Source organism: Gillisia sp. Hel1_33_143, assembly GCF_900104765.1.
GTDB lineage: Bacteria > Bacteroidota > Bacteroidia > Flavobacteriales > Flavobacteriaceae > Gillisia.
In genome coordinates, this window is record NZ_LT629737.1 from 794893 (window position 1) to 812823 (window position 17931).

Genomic DNA, 17931 nt, shown 5'->3' on the forward strand with positions numbered 1-17931 from the left:
AACAGCTTTAAAACATCATTTTCATGATACAAAATTTAATGCATAAACCTATAAATATCAATTTTCTAGAATAGATTCCATTTACAAAATGTTATAGTTGGTTAAAATTTGTAAAAAAATAATTTATTTTTTGAAACTTGAACCCCTCTATGAAAATTTAAGCATTATCACACTTACACAAATCTCTATGGATAAAACATTTACCCCAATAATCTGCAAAATAGCATCAATTAAGAAATTACTTTTTATCTTAATCATATTACTTGTAAATTCAACTTTCGCTCAGGTTGTAAGATCTTCAGAAAATAAGGAGATTTCTAGAGCTTTCTATATCACTGCTAACACGGGTGTAGATGATTCTGATATATCTCAACAGATTCTTAAGCAAATAACAATTGCTTCGCAAAAGGATGATGCTGCTACTGCCCTCATAGTTGGAAACTTAACCAGAGAGCATGGATATCAAAAGAATCATGAAAAAAGGAAAGAAGAGGAAGAATATCTTCAAAAGAACTTACTACAACCTTTAAAAGATTTTAATGGGGAAATCATCTTTACTCCTGGTGAGAATGAATGGAATAAGAAAGGTCACAAAGCTTTAGATGATCTAGAGTCCTTTTTACAGGATAACAGTAAAGCCAAATTCTGGCCAAATGATGGATGCGCACTAGAAAGTGAGAATATCAATGATGATATTGCCATGATCATGATTGATTCTCAATGGTTTCTGGAAGACTGGGATAATTACCCATATATCAATAACAAATGTGATCTTAAAACACGCGAACAATTCTTCATTGAATTTAGAGATGAATTAAAAGACGGACAGGGAAAAACGATTATAGTTGCTATACATGATCCTATTCTTACCAACACTAAATTCGGGTTGATCAATAAGATTGGAGGATTTTCATCGCAAACTTTCCATAACGAGCAACAAAGAGAATTGCATGATAGACTGGAAGCAATAGCTAGAGAGTTTGAAGATGTGATCTTTGTGTCTGGAAAGGATAGAAACTTGCAATATCTAGATCATCATGAAGTTCCACAAATTATTAGTGGTGCAGCTACTTCAACTCAAAAAGCTAAGATCCATAAAGAAGGACATTTCGCATCAGATAAAAATGGGTATGCTAAGCTTACTATCTATAAAGATGGTAGCTCTGTGGTAGATTTTTACGCTGTATCTGGCAATACTTCAGAATTAATATTCACAAAGAATATAAAAAGACAACGAACTACCTTAGATGAAGTGAGCTATAGACCAAGAACAGAATATGGTAAAACAAAAGCAGCTTCTGTCTATACAGACGAAGAAACAGATAAAACAGGTTTCTATAAATGGGTTTGGGGAGATCATTACAGAGAAATTTACAGTAAGAAAATAGAGGCCCCAGTCTTATTTTTGGAAGATCTACCAAACAATATGAGACCAATTTCTGAAGGTGGAGGGCATCAATCCCGATCTTTACGATTAATTAATGATAATGAAAATGAATATACGCTAAGAGCTTTAAAAAAGAGCGCCGTAAGATTTATTCAAAGCAGCATTAAAGACCATTACGTAGGAGATTATCTTCAAAATACAGTAGCAGAAAGAATTGTAGAAGATTATTATACTACTTCTCACCCTTATGCTCCTTTTGCGGTAAATGATCTTTCTAAAGATCTTAATATTCTTCACGCTAACCCGGAGATCTATTATGTGCCTAAACAAAAAGGTCTTGGGATATTTAATGATGAATATGGAGATGAACTTTACATGTTGGAAGAACATGTGGGAGACGAAAATAAAGAATTTGAGATCTTTGGTAATGCAGATGATATTCTAAGCACTACAGATTTATTAGAAGAATTACAAGAATCCAAAGACGCTTACGTAAACGAGGATGCATATATAAAAGCCAGACTTTTTGATATGCTCATTGGAGACTGGGATAGACATTTTGATCAATGGAGATGGGCAGAATTTGAGCAGGAAGACGGAAGAAAGATGTATCAGCCAATACCTAGAGATAGAGATCAGGCATTTTCAAAATATGACGGACCTATAATTCCACTTATTAAATTGGGAGTACCAATTTTTAGAGCAATGCAAACTTTTGAAAAACCACTTAAAAGTGTAAAATGGTTCAACTTTGCAGCTTATACTTTAGATAATGCACTTATCACTACTTCAGACTGGAAAGATTGGGAAGATCAGGTAACTTACATTCAACAGAATCTTACAGATGCCCAAATAGATGAAGCATTTAATAATCTTCCGGAAGATGTGAAGGATGATAGCATTGAAAAAATTAAAATGCTTCTTAAACAAAGAAGAGATAATTTAAAAGAGGTTGCACAGGAATATTTTGATCATTTAAATAAGTTTGATGTGCTTATTGGTACAGAAGAAGATGATAAATTTCTTATTACTCGAGAGAAAGATGGTATAACCTCTATTTCTATTTCAAATAAAGATAAAGAGGTATTTAAAAATAGCTATAATGCTAATGATACCAAGGAAATCTGGATCTATGGATTGGATGGTGATGATGAATTTAAAATTGTTGGAGATGGAAATAACCCTATAAAACTTAAAGTTTTAGGAGGTGAAGAGCATGATATCTACGATTTTGAAAATACTAGAAATGCTAAAGTCTATGATTATAAGAGTAAAGATAATACCATCAAAAATCCTGGAACTCACAAATGGCTTACAGATTCTTATGAAGTAAATAATTACGATTATACCAATAGAAAATATTCCCAGAATAAGATCTTCCCAAATCTAAGCTTCAGCACAGACGCTGGACTTAAAGCCGGATTATCTGATACCTACACCACATACGGTCTTGCAAAAAACCCATTTACCACACAACATAAAGTGGCATTAAACTATTATTTTGCTACTCAAGGTTGGGAATTTCAGTACAATGGAGAATTTGCACATATCTTTTATAACTGGAACTTAGGAATTGAAGCACTTTATACCAGTCCTAATTTTACCATGAACTATTTTGGTAAAGGAAATGGAACTAGTTATGATGAAAACGATGTGTCTTTAGATTATAATCGTGTTAATATTGAACAATGGAGATTTGCACCATCTTTAATTTGGAAGAACAATAGAGGTAGTAGGTTTATGATTACTCCTATGATTGAGGGTATGGAAGTTTCTAATAATGACGATAGATTTATTACTCAGGATTTTCCTGCGCCAAATGATATTTATGAAGAACAGATCTATGCCGGTGGAGAGGTAAGTTACCAATACCTAAATAAAGCTAATAACCCTGCTTTCCCTAATGCCGGAATGCAGTTTGACATTACTACGGGATACAAAAAGAATATTGATGGTAATGATAATCATTTTGCATATATAAAACCGGCAGTTTCTATAGACTACCCTATACACCCAAGTGGTGTAGCAGTGCTAGCAACTAAGATTGGAAGTGAATTTGTTCTTGGAGACAATTATGAATTCTATCACGCAGCTACTTTAGGGGGTAATAATAGCTTAAGAGCTTACAGAAATGAAAGATTTAATGGGAGATCTGCAATCTATCAAAGTACAGATCTACGAGTAGGTTTTGCCAAATTTAAAACCAACTTCATTCCAATTAGGCTGGGAGCAACCTTAGGTTATGATTATGGTAGAATTTGGGATGATATAGACAATTCTGATAAATGGCACCAAAGTTATGGAGGGTCTATTTTTGTAAATGGATTTAGTGCCTTTACAGGAAACGTAGGATATTATACCAGTGAAGAAGGAAGCAGAGTAATTTTTACATTCGGATTTAAATTCTAAGAATAGCAATTGATTAGAATCTGTCTGAATTCACTACAAAAATAATGAATGATGAGCAGAAACGTATCAGAACAATTATTGGATATCCTTGTTAATGAAGGGGTAGATCGTGTTTACGGAGTTACCGGAGATGCTTTAAATTTTTTTGTTAGCGCCATAGAAGGTAGGGAAGATGTAAGCTGGATAGGGATGAAGCATGAAGGTAATGCCTCTTTTGCCGCTTTTGGCCAAAGTATTACCACCAACAAACTTGCAGTTTGCGCAGGAACTGTAGGACCCGGAGCCTTACATTTAATTAACGGACTCTATAATGCTAAAAAAGAACGCACTCCTGTAATTGCAATTACCGGGCAGGTTCCGCAACGCCAGCAAGGCACTAATTTCTTTCAAGAAGTTGATTTGGAAAAGGTTTTTGCAGATGTTTGTGAATATCAGGCCATTATTAGATCTCCAGAAGAAGCTCCCATGATTATGCAAAAAGCAATTCAGATTGCGGTTGCTCATAATACGGTATGCCGAATTGAGATAGCTGCAAATATTGCTGAAATGGATGCTAAGAGTGAAGAATTCATTCACCCAATTTTTCATTCTGATGCTACACTGGTCCCCGGAAAAAATTCTGTCCAGAAGGCTGCAAAAGCTATCAATGATGCTAAGAATATCGGAATTCTAGCAGGAGAAGGATGTAGACTTGCCAAAAAAGAGGTGCTAGAACTATCACGAAAATTAAAAGCGCCTATTACACATACACTTAGAGCTTGTGATGTATTTGATCATGACACAGAAAATGTAGTGGGTCTAACCGGTTTAATTGGAAATCCTTCAGGATATAGTGCAGTAATGAAATGTGATCTGCTAATTATGCTAGCCACAGATTTCCCCTACATAGATTTTCTTCCACACAGCACAAAAACCATTCAGGTAGATATTCGCGAAGAGAATATTGGTAATAGAACTTCTGTAGATGTTGGAGTTCATGGAGACGTAAAAGAATTTCTTACTCAGGTTTTACCTTTAATTGACGTAAAGACGGAAGATGATTTTCTAAACACATTAACCAAGAATTTCAAAAAATGGAGACAGAACATGAAAGAGGAAGCTTCGGTTTCTAGAGATAATAAACCACTTCATCCCCAAATTTTTGCAGATATGGTGAATACCCATGCTTCCAATTCTGCTATTTTCACCGTAGAAACAGGAACCTCTGCAATATGGGCTTCCCACCATATTTCGTTCCACTCAAACAGAAAAATAATAGGTTCTTTTAATCATGGATCTATGGCTGTTGGATTACCTGCTGCAATTGGGGCGCAGTTCGCACATCCGGGAAAAGAAATCTGGGCATTATCTGGAGATGGAGCATTTAATATGGCAATGCAAGATTTTATAACTGCGGTAAGATATAAATTACCTATTAAGGTGATCATTTTTAATAATTCTGAACTGAGCTTTGTAAAACTTGAGATGGAAGAAGCCGGTTTAGAACCCGCACTAGATGCTTTGCACGAGACTAACGTAAACTTTGCAGAATATGCAAAACTTTGCGGTGGCGATGGCGTAAGAGTAGAAAATGCAAAAGATATAGAAAGTGCAATACTTGAAGCAAAACACAGCAAAGTGCCATTTATTATAGATGCTGTTGTAAGCAGTGGAGAATTATCATTACCTCCACATATTGGTCTAAAAGAAATAATAGGCTTTGGTACCTCTAAGATTAAAGAAGGAGCACAAGCCATTACAGGAGATAAAAAGCAATGGGAAAATTTAAAGAAAGAACTTAAAGCTTATTTTGATTAATAAACGGCTGTTCTCGATCTATTAAAATATACATACATGAAATTTGACGCGATTATTATAGGTACAGGGCAAGCAGGAGTTCCTTTAGCTGCCAGTTTGGCTAAGAACAAATTAAAAGTAGCCATTATTGAAAAAGGCTTTGTAGGTGGAACCTGTGTAAATGTTGGCTGTACTCCTACTAAAAGCTATGTTGCCAGTGCAAGAAGAGCCTATGTGGCTAATAATAGTGATGAACTTGGCATAACTATTAAAGGTGAAGTTCAGGTTGATCTTAAAAAAATAAAAAATAGGAAAGACAAGATAGTTCAGGATTCTCGCGATGGAATTAATAAAATGATCTCAGATAATGATCATATTACTCTTATAGAAGGAGCCGGAAAATTTGTAAATAACACTACCGTAGAAGTTGATGGTAAAGAATACACTGCAGATAAGATCTATATAAACGTTGGGGGTAGACCCAGAATTCCAGAGGGCTTTAAAGAGGTAGATTATCTTACCAATGAAAGTATTTTACAGCTTGAAGAAATACCGGAACATCTTATTATTGTTGGAGGTGGATATATAGGTTTAGAATTTGCTCAAATGTTTAGACGCTTTGGGAGTAAAGTAACCATCTTAGATCGCGGAGATACACTTTTAAAACATGAAGACCAAGATATTGCAGAGTCTATAGCTAATATCTTTAAGAATGAAGACATTCATATTCAACTAAATTCTAATTGTATAAGTGCAAAAAAAGTTGGAGATCAAATTGAGGTAACTCATGAATGTGAGGAAGATAATACTCCTATTTTGGGTACTCATTTATTATTAGCTGCAGGAAGGATTCCCAATACAGATCTAATTAACCTAGAAAAGGCCGGAGTAGAAACCGATGAAAGAGGTAACATTAAAGTAGATGAAGCGCTGAGAACAAATGTAAATAATATTTGGGCTCTTGGAGACTGCAATGGACAAGGTGGCTTTACACACACTTCTTATAACGACTATCAAATTGTGAATTCTCATCTTTTTGAAGAAAAGAAAAGAAATTTATCTGATAGATATTTATGCTATGCTGCGTTTATAGATCCTCCCATTGCCCGTGTAGGAATGAATGAGAGAGATATAAAAGATAAAGGCATCAAAGCTAAAGTTGCATCCATGTCTATGAATAAAATTGGACGCGCTAAAGAAATGGGAGAAACCCAAGGCAAACTAAAGATCTTTATTGATGCTAAAACAGATAAAATCTTAGGTGCTACTTTTCTTGGCGTAAGAGCAGATGAATATATTCATAGCATTATAGATACCATGTACGCAGATGCATCATATACTGTTATTAGAGATGCTGTACATATACATCCAACAGTAAGCGAGTTGATACCTACAATGTTAGAAAATCTTAAGGACTTAGATTAGCGATTTAAAGAATTGGCTAATTCCAAAATAGTAGAAATATTAAGATCTGGAGATTCTGCTAGTGGATACAGCGATTTTCCAGGTCTATTTACAAAAGCTGTTCTCAGGCCTGCACGTTTTGCTCCTGTAATATCCCAGCCGTGAGCTGCCACTAGCATCGCTTCAGAATTAGCTACCGTAAACATTTTAGTTACATAGTTATAAGTTTCTGGCGCAGGTTTATACTTATTTACCACCTCTACACTTAGTATTTGATCAAAATAAGAGCTCAATCCAGCATACTCCAATTGCTCTAGCGCTACACGTGGCTTACCATTAGTAAGCGCTACCAGTATATATCCCTGCTCCTTTAAATTTTCTAAACCTTGCGGCACATCTTCATGTGGTTGCAATTCTGATATCTTGCTAAGAATCTGCTTAACCTCATTGTCTGAAAAGTCTTTTTCAAGTTTTTGTGCTGTCATCTTAAAAACTCCTGCTGCAATCTCACTAAAATCGTGATAGGTGCCGGTAATTGTTTCCACTAAAGAATATTGAAGCAATTGCGGAAACCAGATATCAAAAGCATAAGGATTCTCTAAAGCCTTATTAATGGAATCTTTGAGCGGTTGCATATCTAACAAGGTCTCATTTACATCGAATATCAAAAGTTTTGGTGCTAACATCTTGGAGTGTTCTAAAATTTAGTAGAATCTAAATGAACAAATTCTGTATTAATAATAGCCTTTTCTGGAGATTTATTCTGAACCTTATTCACTCTGTCTATAAGTAAGGTAGCGGCCTTCTCTCCTATTTTCTGTGGATGTTGGTCTACGTAGCTAATAGAAGGCCATAGCAAAGGCGCAAAATCATCTGTTACGTACCCTATCATTTTCACATCTTCAGGAATTCTGAGTCCGTTTTCCTGAATGATCCTTGAAGCAAGTAAAGTGCTTAAATAATCTAACGCTATAATACCTTCTACCCTTTCTTCTAGCAGAAGCTTCTTTAATTGTTGCTTAACCACTGGTATTTCTGTAGATGCAATTGCATAGTCTTTAGTTACAGGAAGATTAAGGTCTTTGCAGGCATCTAAATAACCCTGAACTCTCAATTTACCTAAACCTATATCTCCTAAAGCAGAAACAAGTCCTATCTTCTTCAGATTTTTAGAGTGTAAGAATTTAACAGCATCATAAATACTTGCTTTATCATTTACCCCAACTTTATCTAGATCTAGATCTATATTAATCCTGTCAAAAAGTACAATTGGAATTTCGTATTCATTTAACCTATGTAAATGCTCAAAATTCTCTTCTTTTTGAGTTTCTTCCGAAACAGAAATTAATAAACCATCTACCAAACCATTCGATATTAACTCTGTAATTTGCTGTTCTAATTTTAAAGACTCATTAGAGATATAAGTGATAAGTTGAAATCCAAGTTTTCTGGCCTCAATCTCAATTCCACCTAAAACTTTCGCGAAAAAGGTATTCGAAATATTCGGAACAATTACCGCAATATTTCCTGTTCTATTTCGCTTAAGATTTACTGCTGTTGGATTAGGCCTGTAATTATGCAGGGCAGCTAATTCTTTGACTCTTTTAACGGTCTTCGGACTTATTTCTGAACTATCATTCAAGGCTTTAGAAACTGTAGAAACAGATACATTTAATAATTTAGCCAGCTCTTTTAGGGTTATTTTAGATCTCATAGACAGCAAAAAAATGATAAGCGTTAAAATTAAAGAACTAACTCTTAAAAACTTGATTATCTCTGAACTAATTTGATAAAACAAAAAAAATCCCTCGCAGAAACTATTCTACGAGGGATTTTATTTTGAATTAACAACTCTTATTTAAGAGAACGGAATTCAAATTTTTGTCCTCCAACAGATATTCCGGCCATTGCACCTGCTTTTGGCATAGTTGCAACTCCAACTCCATCTACAAAACTTACTTCTCTAGAAGCCCCTTGCTCAATTATTACAGCAGAAGCATTTCCAGATAAGGTATATGTTCCATTTTTAAATTTGTTCAAAGCATCCTCCGTTTGGAAAAATACAACTTCAATAAATGCTTTTCCTCCAGCCTGAAGTCCAACATCTACTTGTTTCATATTAGAATATCCAACTAAAGTACCATTTTCATATACCGTACCATTACCCGAAGCACCACCTATAATGTAAGCACCCTTTCCTGCATTAGGGAATATTGCATATCCTGCAGAAGATGTAAATAACTCTTGAATGTTTTGATGTCCTTCAGATATTGTAGCTTTCGCTTTAACAGAATCCGACACTAATTGATCTTCACTTAATCTTGATGCTCCACAACTTGCTAATACAAGTAATAGTACAAATGCAGAAAGTGGTTTAAGTATTAAATTTTTAGCTTTCATATATAATTTATTTTTGGTTGAATTATACTGCAAATATATTAAACAGCTGCCCATTCCGCATTGCTATTGTCTAATACTTAACACATTGTGAAAAATTTTTGTTAAAGCATGCTTCTCATTTGGTTATATGAAATAGCACATAGGGGTATTATATAATTAATGATTTTCAGGTAACTTAAGCACAAATCAAAAACTAACCTTATGATTTGCAGGTCTTTGTTTTTCAGTGCTAATAATTCAGAATACAGTGATCAAATTTTCAGAATGAATTTCTGAGGTGGGATTTATTAAAGCTATACTAATAGATTTAAAATTTAGCGTAATTAACTTCACTTAAAAATTCTTTATTTTAGCTGAAACGATCATAAATGAAAAAGTATCTATTAATATTACCTGCCATATTCTTGCAGCTATGTTCAAACAGTAGCAAGGCACAAAACCCCTCTGTAATGAAAGACCCCTTTGCTCATACCTTTTCTATTGTAGCTCGAGACTCTATTACCGGAGAAATGGCCGTAGGAGTTCAAAGTCATTGGTTCTCTGTTGGCGCACTGGTGCCATGGGGAAGATCTGGTGTAGGAGTAGTAGCAACACAGTCTTTTGTAAATCCTGCTTATGGTCCTAATGGATTAGACCTAATGCAAAAAGGAAAATCTGCTGCGGTAGCATTAAAAGAACTTGTTAGTAAAGATGAAGCTAAAGATTACAGACAGGTAGCTTTCTTAGATGCTCAAGGAAAAGCTTCTGCATTTACAGGAGAAAAATGTGTGGAATCTGCACTTCACCATTTAGGAGATAATTTCTCTGTGCAAGCAAACATGATGCTGAATGACGAGATAGTTCCGGCAATGGCGAAAGCTTTTAAAGATAATTCTAATCTTCCTTTAGCAGAAAGGGTTGTAAAAGTATTACAAGCAGCGCAAGCAGCCGGAGGTGATATTCGCGGAAGGCAATCTGCGGCTCTTATAGTAGTAGGACCTAATAAAGTTGAGAACTCCTGGGAAGATAAAAAAATAGACCTTCGCGTAGATGATAGCGGTGAGCCTTTAATAGAACTAGAAAGATTGCTAAAAGTGGCCCGCGCTTATGAATATATGAATAAAGGCGATCTAGCTGTAGAAGCTAAAGATGTAGATGAAGCTTTAAAGCAATATGGAAAAGCAGAATCTTTATTTCCAGAAAATCTAGAGATGAGATATTGGAAAGCTGTAGCTTTAGCCAATAGCGATAGACTGGAAGAAGCTATCCCTATTTTTAAAGCTATTTTTCAAGAAGACGATAACTGGAGAGAGATGACAACAAGACTTCCCGCCTCAGATCTTTTAAACATTACAGAAGAAGAATTATCTAGAATAGTAAATTAAGTACTTACTAAAATATAAAGCTTATGAAATCTAACATTATAAAAAGTGCATTAGTGGCTTTTAGTTTGATAGCCCTAGTTAGTTGTAAAGAGGAAAAGGAAGAAGAAGTTGTAACCACTCCAAAAACTGAAACCATTAGCAACAACAAAGAAACCGCAAGTAATTTAAATCCTGAACATGGATTACCGGGACATAGATGTGATCTTCCGGTTGGCGCTTCGCTAGATCAGGCTCCAAAAACGCAAACTCAGCAAAACAATGACTTACTGAAGACTAACAAGTACCCAGCAGATGAAAAGAAGAATCCTCCTCATGGACAACCAGGGCACGATTGCTCTAAGCCTGTAGGTGCAGATCTAAACTAAGCCAAAAGAAAATTCTGCCCCTAATTTTCTTTAAATGAAAGTAGGGGAAATCTTTTAGTTAAACCAACGACTAAAATTTGAAAATTATGGCAAATACCTCCAGTCTTCACTTTTATTCCAGCCTCGATTTACATTCTGGTTCTATAAGTGATCTGGTTGCTAATAAAGCCCTTTTTTCAAAAATTCCTGAAGATTGGTATGCACTTGCCGCAGATATTAAAAATTCTACAGAAGCCGTTAGAACAGGTAAGCACGATCAAGTAAATTTAGTTGCTACGGGCAGTGTAATTGCTATACTCAATTTGGCATATTCAAAAAATATAACCATTCCTTTTTTCTTTGGAGGCGATGGCGCCACCATGTTAATTCCTAATGAATTACTACAAAGTGCCATGGCAGCGCTTAATCAGCATAGAATAAATACAAAAGAGAATTTCGGTCTGGAACTTAAAATAGGAGCGCTTCCTATTAAAGACATTTATAGCAAAGGGATCTCATTAGAGCTCTTAAAAGTCAAAATAAGTGAGATACTTACTATTCCCGTTGTACTTGGAGAGGGTCTACAATATGCAGAAAATAAGATTAAAGCAAGATATAGTAGTTCTGATAATGTAGACAACAAAATTCCAGACCTACTGGATCTTGAAGGAATGGAGTGTAAATGGGATAAGATAAGTCCGCCAAATTCAAATCAGGAAGTGGTTAGCTTAATTGTAACCGCCTCTAAGAACACAGATCCTTCAGAAGTATTTTCTAAGGTTCTTCATTCCATAGACACGATATACGGATCTCTAGACCGTAGAAAACCTATTTCTGTAAAACGCTTGAATTTAAAAGCAAGCCTTAGAAAACTGAATGAGGAAATGCGAACTAAATTAGGCAAGTATGACCTGTTCTATCTAATCAAGAATTGGTATACTACCGTAATTGGAAAATATTACTGGAGCAATACGTTAGCAGGAAAAACCTATCTTCAAAAACTGGTAGAACTTACAGATACCTTAACTATAGACGGGAGAATTAATACTGTAATTACCGGAACACCTCAGCAAAGAAAATCACTAGCTTCCTATTTAGATAATTTAGAAGAGAAGGGGAAAATAAAATATGGTTTACATGTAAGTGAGCAGAGTGTAATGTCATGTTATGTTAGAGATTTCAAAATAGATGATCATATTCACTTTGTAGATGGTGCCGGAGGTGGGTATACAAAAGCAGCAAACCAACTAAAGAACAAATAATTCTCTAGTTGGTTTGCTTTAATTATCTTAAACTTTAAATAATTTAGTCTAAACCACCTTTTCTAGTAGCATCTCTAGCCTCAGGCCATGTCATCTGCTCTCCAGTACGTTTATTTAATGGTAAAACCCTTCTATCTCTAGAGGTCATCTCCGGATCTTCACTAGCCATGTACGCCATAATTGCGGTAAGAATTACGTTACTTCTAACATCATCAAATACAATCTTGTCATACGTATCTAAATTGGTGTGCCAAGTATAATTCCAATAAGACCAGTTTAATGAGCTTAAACTGAAAGCTGGAGCTCCTGCAGCTAGAAAAGATGCATAATCTGATCCACCGCCACCTGGTATTCCAGGAAAACTAGTTTCAATCTCATCACTAATAGAAGAAGGAACTGCTTCCAACCAACGTCCTAAATAATCATAAGAATTCAAGAATCCACCACCAGAAAGATTTACAACTCTTCCGGTACCATTATCCTGATTGAAAACTGCCTGAATATTGCTTACAATTTCTGGATGATCCTTTACATAAGCTCTAGAACCGTTAAGTCCCTGCTCCTCACTTCCCCAGTGCCCTGCAATAATAGTACGCTTTGGGTTTGGATACATTTTTTTAAGTATTCTCATAGCTTCCATCATAACCATAGTACCAGTTCCATTATCTGTAGCACCGGTAGCTCCATCCCATGAATCAAAATGTGCAGATAGAATAACATATTCTTCCGGCTTTTCTGTTCCTTTAATAGTCGCTATAGTATTAAAAGCTGGTACTGCTCCTAATTCTTTAGATTCTGCTACCACTCTTAATTTTGGTTTATCTCCATATTCTGCTAATCTGTAAACCATTCCATAATCTTCTAACGAAAGTTCTATGGTTGGAATTTTTTTGGTAGAAGCAGAAAAGATCTTGTTTGCTCCAAATCCTCTAGACCAGTTTAACGTAACAATACCTGCGGCACCCGCTTTTTCTAAAGCTTCTGCTATGGTACGGTTTGTATATCCAGATTTGGTTAATCTATCAGACCAAGCTTCAGATTGTATCTTTCTATCTTCCTTTAGTTTTGCAAAAGAAGAATCTGTTGCAAATTCTTTCCAATTTTCATCAGGCCTTCCCGTGATCTCTGGCATAGAGATCATCACTAACTTTCCTTTAACTCCACTTAGTAAACTTGCAAAATTGGTAGAATCTTTAGCTTCTGGAAGTATAACGACTTCTGCAATGATTGGTTTTTTTCCAGAATTTGGGCTCCATGCTAATTGCATTCCCGATAAACTTCTCACTCTAGGTTCTATAAGATCTATGTGTGTAATTCCTCTTTGCCATCCTCGCCATTCTCCCCATTGCTCATTTTCTGCAGAGATGCCCCAAGATTTATACTTATTTACCGCCCAATCATGAGCTTGTTTCATTTCTGGAGTTCCAACTAAACGTGGCCCCACAACATCTAAAAGCTCATGACCCAAAGCTTCTAAATTAGAATTCTCTGTGGCTTCTTTCACTATATTCTGAACAAAAACTTCTTGATCTTGAGCAAATATTACACTAGAAAACAAGAAGGAAGTAATGAGTAAGAATTTATTCTTCATAAAAAATGGTTTGGTTAATTATCAGTTTCTCAAATATATTCTTATTTATTGGAAACTGAAAGTTGTGAAATCTATCTCTTTACATTAAGTAGATCCTCGCAGGGAAAGGTCTGTGAGAAATATTGTAATTTCGAGTTTGAAGGATTGAAATAACATAGCAAAAGGTTTCTAAAAGCGGCTTTAGTACCTATTAAATTTTACTATCATTTTTATAAAAATTAAAATCATACTGATGGATATAAAATATATAAGATCAAAATTCCCTGCATTAAAGAATAATTTCATTTTTATGGATAACGCTGGTGGCTCTCAAATTTTAGGAAGTACTGTAGATTATATTAACGACTATCTTATAAACTCCAATGTTCAATTAGGAGCATCCTATGCTGTATCTGAAAAAGCTGGAGAAAGATTGGCAAAAACCACTAGTAGCATTGCAGAATTTATAAATGCTAGCCACAAAAATGAAGTTGTAATTGGACCTTCAACTACCATGTTGCTAAGAATATTAAGCCTCTCTATTAGTCAGAACTGGAAGGAAGGTGATGAAGTAATTGTAACCAACTCAGACCATGAGGCCAATGTTTCCTGCTGGACAGATCTTGAGAAAAAAGGTATTAAGATCAAGGTCTGGAAGATTGATCCAAAAAGTTTTGAATTGGAAAATAAAGACTTGAAAGCGTTGCTATCTAATAAGACCAAGCTTGTTGCAGTAACTCATACCTCTAATGTTCTGGGAACAATTAATCCTATTAAAAAAATTGCTAAGATCGTACATGAAGCTGGAGCTTTAATTTGTGTAGATGGCGTTGCGTATGCGCCTCATAGAAAAGTTGATGTACAGGATTGGGATGTAGATTTCTATACATTTAGCTGGTATAAAGTATATGGCCCACATTTAGCATTGATGTATGGAAAATTACATCTACTTACAAATATGCCAGGTATAAATCATTACTTTTTTAAGCCAGACGATGTTCCATATAAATTTCAGCCAGGGAATTTCAATTTTGAACTGACCTATGGTCTTAAAGGAATTTTAGAATATTTTGAAGAAATGGCAGATCATCATTTGGATGGTAAAACAGCGCTGTCTGTTCCCGAAAAATATGATACAAGCTTTGATATGGTGGCTACTTATGAAGAGGTATTGGCTGCCAGATTGCTTAATTATTTAAATTCTGTAGAGGAAATTAAAATTATCGGAAACACTTCTGGAGACAAGAATAAAAGAGTTCCCACTATTGCCTTTGTTCACAATTCCTTTATGAGTTCTGATATTGTTAGAAAAATGGATCACGAAAAGATTGGGATTCGCTTTGGCGACTTTTACGCAAAAAAACTCATACAAGACCTCAATCTAGAAGAAAAACACGGAGTGGTTAGAATAAGTTTAGTTCATTATAACACAGAAGAAGAAGTAGACAAACTTATAACAGCCTTTAAAAAGATCTTCTAATTAATATAGCAAGTTTTTGCTCTCAACAATCTTTCCCCCTTTTTGAAGTATGTTCTCCTTTAGATCTTTAAATTTTGAGGGATCTATTGCTCTGGTAGCATCTTCTATTAAGGTGGCGCTAAAACCTATATTTAAAGCATCCATAATAGAAAAATAAACACAGTAATCTGCAGCAAGACCACAAAAATAGAGGTCTTCTGCATTTTTCTCTTTTAAGTACCCAGCAAGACCTGTAGATTTAGCATGGGCATTATCAAAAAAACCACTATAGCTATCAATCTCTGGATTCATCCCTTTTCTAAAAACAGCTTCGATCTTTGAAGTTTGAAGCGATGAACTAAATGCTGCACCATGAGAGTTCTGAACACAGTGTATAGGCCATAATACCTGCTCTTGGTTGTGCAATTGTATAGTTTCGAATTCTTCTTTACCTAAATGATTTGCAGCAAAACTGGAATGACCGGCTGGGTGCCAATCTTGAGTTGCAATTATTAGATCAAACTTCTCCTGAAATGCATTAATAAGATCTATAATTTCATCTCCTTTTGGAACTGCAAGAGAACCTCCGGGTATAAAATCATTTTGTACGTCTATAATTATTAGCGTCTTCATCTTATTCCTGATATTTAGCCAATAGTTTTTCTCGCTCCTCTTTGAGCTCCTGACTTATCCCTACTTTATATATATGCGGATTATTGAATCTTTTATATTCTGCCGGTAATCTTTTTAAATTAGAGGTAACATAAGCAGCAATTTCATTTAGTGATCTTGAAGCTTGTGTTCTTTTTCCATCTTTCATGATCCAGTGTAAAACTTCTTCTTTCTGAAGATCTTTAACTGTCATAGATTTTATTGGCTCCTTTGGATCGAAAATACGAGTTACATTAGACTCCTCTCTTAGACAAACGGCATCTACTCCAATAAGATCTCCTTCCGAATTAATCATTCTGAATACTTGTTTTCTATTTGGTAAAGTTACTTTAGCCAATGTTTCTGAAATTTTAATTCTAGCTTTTCCATTGGAAACAGCCAATTTATAAACCCCATCTAAAGCTGCATCAGGATTTCCTGTAACCAGATTGGTTCCTACGCCAAATACGTCTATTGCTGCCTTTTGTTCTAGCAAACTCTTAATTACATATTCATCTAGTTGATTGGAAGCTGCAATCTTCACATATTCCATTCCGGCAGCATATAGCAACTTTCTAGACTCTCTTGCTAAATAAGCAAGGTCTCCACTATCTAGCCTAATACCAGCCAATTTCTGACCTCTTTCTTCCATTTCCTTCCCAACCTTTATCGCATTAGGAATACCGCTCTTAAGAGTGTCATAGGTGTCAACCAAGAGAACACAGTCCTTCGGTCTTCCTGAAGCAAAAGATCTAAAAGCTTCCAATTCGCTATCATAACTCATAATAAACGAATGTGCCATGGTACCCACAACTGGAATATTGAAATCTTTTCCAGCTACCACATTACTGGTACCATTAAATCCACCAATTACAGCTGCTCTACTAGCATAGTAACCTCCTGGCCCCTGAGCTCTTCTTAAGCCAAAATCTAAAAGCATCTTATCTCCAGCCACCAATCTTATTCTACTTGCTTTAGTAGCTATTAAGGTCTGAAAGTTTAATAAATTTAGGAGCATTGTCTCTACAATCTGCGCTTCAATAATATTGGCTTCTAATTGCAGGATAGGACTGTTAGGGAAAACTAGATCACCCTCCTGAGCAGAATAGATATTACCACTAAATTTAAAGTTCTTTAAATATTCTAAGAATTCTGGTTCAAAATCCTGCTTCTCTAAATATTCAATATCATCTGCACTAAAGCTTAAATTCTCTAATTTTTCAAGAAGATCTTCAAGACCGGCAAATACAGCAAACCCACCCTTAAAAGGAAGTTTTCTAAAATAATAATCGAAAACTGCAGTTTGGTCTTTTTGTCCATTTTTAAAATAGACCTGGGCCATAGCCAATTGATACTGGTCTGTATAGGTAGCGGTAAAATTGATCATAATATTAAAGCTTGAATTGTTATGATTGCTCTGCCTGGCTTCTTATTAGACTTCAGGTATTACAAATTTACCATTTTGCCTTTTTAAGAGATTTATAAAAGCATAAAGTTGTATTAAAACTGAAGTTTTGATGCTCGAAAGGATGATTGAGCATAATTCATTAAGATCTGAATTTTGTAACAAAACATCTAATAGAAATTTAACCGAAACATATAAAAACAAGAAAGCCAGACATTGCTGTCTGGCTTTTTGCTCCTCCTCTTGGGCTCGAACCAAGGACCCTCTGATTAACAGTCAGATGCTCTAACCAACTGAGCTAAGGAGGAAAATATATTTTAATATTCTAAGAACGCTTCAATTTTAAAGATCCTAACTCTTAATCTGGACCTGCATTGGAGACTTAAATATTTCTCTTTTGCGGTTGCAAATATATGTCATTTTTTAAATCACAACAAAGGAAATTTTAATTTTTTTTGATCAAAATGAAAAATAATTTTCCCTCTTTTTGTACTAGCCTA

13 protein-coding genes and 1 tRNA gene are annotated in these 17931 nt (G+C 35.1%); 7 read left to right on the plus strand and 7 right to left on the minus strand.

Translation table 11 applies throughout. The annotated features are described in order from the left end of the window. Positions 1-187 precede the first annotated feature (187 nt). From BLT84_RS03490 to BLT84_RS03500, 3 genes are read left to right on the plus strand one after another with little or no spacing between them, the layout of a single operon-like run. Positions 188-3796, plus strand: coding sequence for a metallophosphatase (locus BLT84_RS03490; protein ID WP_157717896.1), 3609 nt, complete (start codon positions 188-190; stop codon positions 3794-3796). Between the two features lie 51 nt (positions 3797-3847). Continuing rightward, a complete protein-coding gene (locus BLT84_RS03495; protein WP_172822437.1) occupies positions 3848-5593 on the plus strand; it encodes a thiamine pyrophosphate-dependent enzyme in 1746 nt (581 codons plus the stop codon). Positions 5594-5629: 36 nt separating this feature from the next. Continuing rightward, positions 5630-6997: an FAD-containing oxidoreductase gene (locus BLT84_RS03500; protein ID WP_091262939.1), complete on the plus strand. Its 1368-nt coding sequence runs from the start codon at positions 5630-5632 to the stop codon at positions 6995-6997. Here the strand turns inward: BLT84_RS03500 and BLT84_RS03505 are convergent. The 3 genes from BLT84_RS03505 to BLT84_RS03515 form a co-directional block, all read right to left on the minus strand. Next, positions 6994-7662 carry a haloacid dehalogenase type II gene (locus BLT84_RS03505; RefSeq protein ID WP_091262941.1) on the minus strand — a complete coding sequence of 223 codons (669 nt, stop codon included), beginning with the start codon at positions 7660-7662 and terminating at the stop codon, positions 6994-6996. The genes BLT84_RS03500 and BLT84_RS03505 overlap by 4 nt on opposite strands. 11 nt (positions 7663-7673) lie before the next feature. Further along, positions 7674-8690 carry a LacI family DNA-binding transcriptional regulator gene (locus BLT84_RS03510; RefSeq protein WP_091262943.1) on the minus strand — a complete coding sequence of 339 codons (1017 nt, stop codon included), beginning with the start codon at positions 8688-8690 and terminating at the stop codon, positions 7674-7676. A gap of 140 nt (positions 8691-8830) precedes the next feature. After that, positions 8831-9376 (minus strand): YSC84-related protein, encoded by a 546-nt coding sequence (locus BLT84_RS03515; RefSeq protein WP_034887444.1) that lies wholly within the window; start codon positions 9374-9376, stop codon positions 8831-8833. 368 nt (positions 9377-9744) lie between these two features. Here BLT84_RS03515 and BLT84_RS03520 point away from each other — a divergent pair, with 368 nt between their 5' ends. The 3 genes from BLT84_RS03520 (at position 9745) to BLT84_RS03530 (ending at position 12346) form a co-directional block, all read left to right on the plus strand. Continuing rightward, the gene (locus BLT84_RS03520) at positions 9745-10740 is read left to right on the plus strand and encodes a DUF1028 domain-containing protein (protein WP_091262945.1); all 996 of its coding nucleotides are present in this window, start codon (positions 9745-9747) and stop codon (positions 10738-10740) included. A gap of 23 nt (positions 10741-10763) precedes the next feature. After that, positions 10764-11105, plus strand: coding sequence for a hypothetical protein (locus BLT84_RS03525; RefSeq protein WP_091262947.1), 342 nt, complete (start codon positions 10764-10766; stop codon positions 11103-11105). 86 nt (positions 11106-11191) lie between these two features. Then, positions 11192-12346 (plus strand): DUF3095 family protein, encoded by a 1155-nt coding sequence (locus BLT84_RS03530; RefSeq protein ID WP_091262948.1) that lies wholly within the window; start codon positions 11192-11194, stop codon positions 12344-12346. A gap of 43 nt (positions 12347-12389) precedes the next feature. Here the strand turns inward: BLT84_RS03530 and BLT84_RS03535 are convergent, their stop codons facing one another. Next, positions 12390-13937 (minus strand): M20/M25/M40 family metallo-hydrolase, encoded by a 1548-nt coding sequence (locus BLT84_RS03535; protein ID WP_091262950.1) that lies wholly within the window; start codon positions 13935-13937, stop codon positions 12390-12392. Positions 13938-14169: 232 nt separating this feature from the next. On the opposite strand from BLT84_RS03535, the gene BLT84_RS03540 reads away from it, so the two are divergent. Then, positions 14170-15396 carry a cysteine desulfurase-like protein gene (locus BLT84_RS03540; RefSeq protein ID WP_172822438.1) on the plus strand — a complete coding sequence of 409 codons (1227 nt, stop codon included), beginning with the start codon at positions 14170-14172 and terminating at the stop codon, positions 15394-15396. Here BLT84_RS03540 and pncA read toward each other — a convergent pair whose 3' ends face one another. The 3 genes from pncA to BLT84_RS03555 all read right to left on the minus strand — a co-directional run bounded on the left by pncA (position 15397) and on the right by BLT84_RS03555 (position 17739). Then, positions 15397-16008 (minus strand): bifunctional nicotinamidase/pyrazinamidase, encoded by a 612-nt coding sequence (gene pncA / locus BLT84_RS03545; protein WP_091262955.1) that lies wholly within the window; start codon positions 16006-16008, stop codon positions 15397-15399. A gap of 1 nt (position 16009) precedes the next feature. Continuing rightward, complete coding sequence (locus tag BLT84_RS03550) at positions 16010-17413, minus strand: nicotinate phosphoribosyltransferase (RefSeq protein WP_091262957.1); 1404 nt, start codon at positions 17411-17413, stop codon at positions 16010-16012. Positions 17414-17665: 252 nt separating this feature from the next. Further along, positions 17666-17739, minus strand: a tRNA-Asn gene (locus tag BLT84_RS03555). Positions 17740-17931: the final 192 nt, after the last annotated feature.

Coding starts and splice junctions, on each gene's coding strand:
- BLT84_RS03490 (WP_157717896.1), top strand. CDS start 188: ATGGATAAAACATTTACCCCAATAATCTGCAAAATAGCATCAATTAAG.
- BLT84_RS03495 (WP_172822437.1), top strand. CDS start 3,848: ATGAGCAGAAACGTATCAGAACAATTATTGGATATCCTTGTTAATGAA.
- BLT84_RS03500 (WP_091262939.1), top strand. CDS start 5,630: ATGAAATTTGACGCGATTATTATAGGTACAGGGCAAGCAGGAGTTCCT.
- BLT84_RS03505 (WP_091262941.1), bottom strand. CDS start 7,662: ATGTTAGCACCAAAACTTTTGATATTCGATGTAAATGAGACCTTGTTA.
- BLT84_RS03510 (WP_091262943.1), bottom strand. CDS start 8,690: ATGAGATCTAAAATAACCCTAAAAGAGCTGGCTAAATTATTAAATGTA.
- BLT84_RS03515 (WP_034887444.1), bottom strand. CDS start 9,376: ATGAAAGCTAAAAATTTAATACTTAAACCACTTTCTGCATTTGTACTA.
- BLT84_RS03520 (WP_091262945.1), top strand. CDS start 9,745: ATGAAAAAGTATCTATTAATATTACCTGCCATATTCTTGCAGCTATGT.
- BLT84_RS03525 (WP_091262947.1), top strand. CDS start 10,764: ATGAAATCTAACATTATAAAAAGTGCATTAGTGGCTTTTAGTTTGATA.
- BLT84_RS03530 (WP_091262948.1), top strand. CDS start 11,192: ATGGCAAATACCTCCAGTCTTCACTTTTATTCCAGCCTCGATTTACAT.
- BLT84_RS03535 (WP_091262950.1), bottom strand. CDS start 13,937: ATGAAGAATAAATTCTTACTCATTACTTCCTTCTTGTTTTCTAGTGTA.
- BLT84_RS03540 (WP_172822438.1), top strand. CDS start 14,170: ATGGATATAAAATATATAAGATCAAAATTCCCTGCATTAAAGAATAAT.
- pncA (WP_091262955.1), bottom strand. CDS start 16,008: ATGAAGACGCTAATAATTATAGACGTACAAAATGATTTTATACCCGGA.
- BLT84_RS03550 (WP_091262957.1), bottom strand. CDS start 17,413: ATGATCAATTTTACCGCTACCTATACAGACCAGTATCAATTGGCTATG.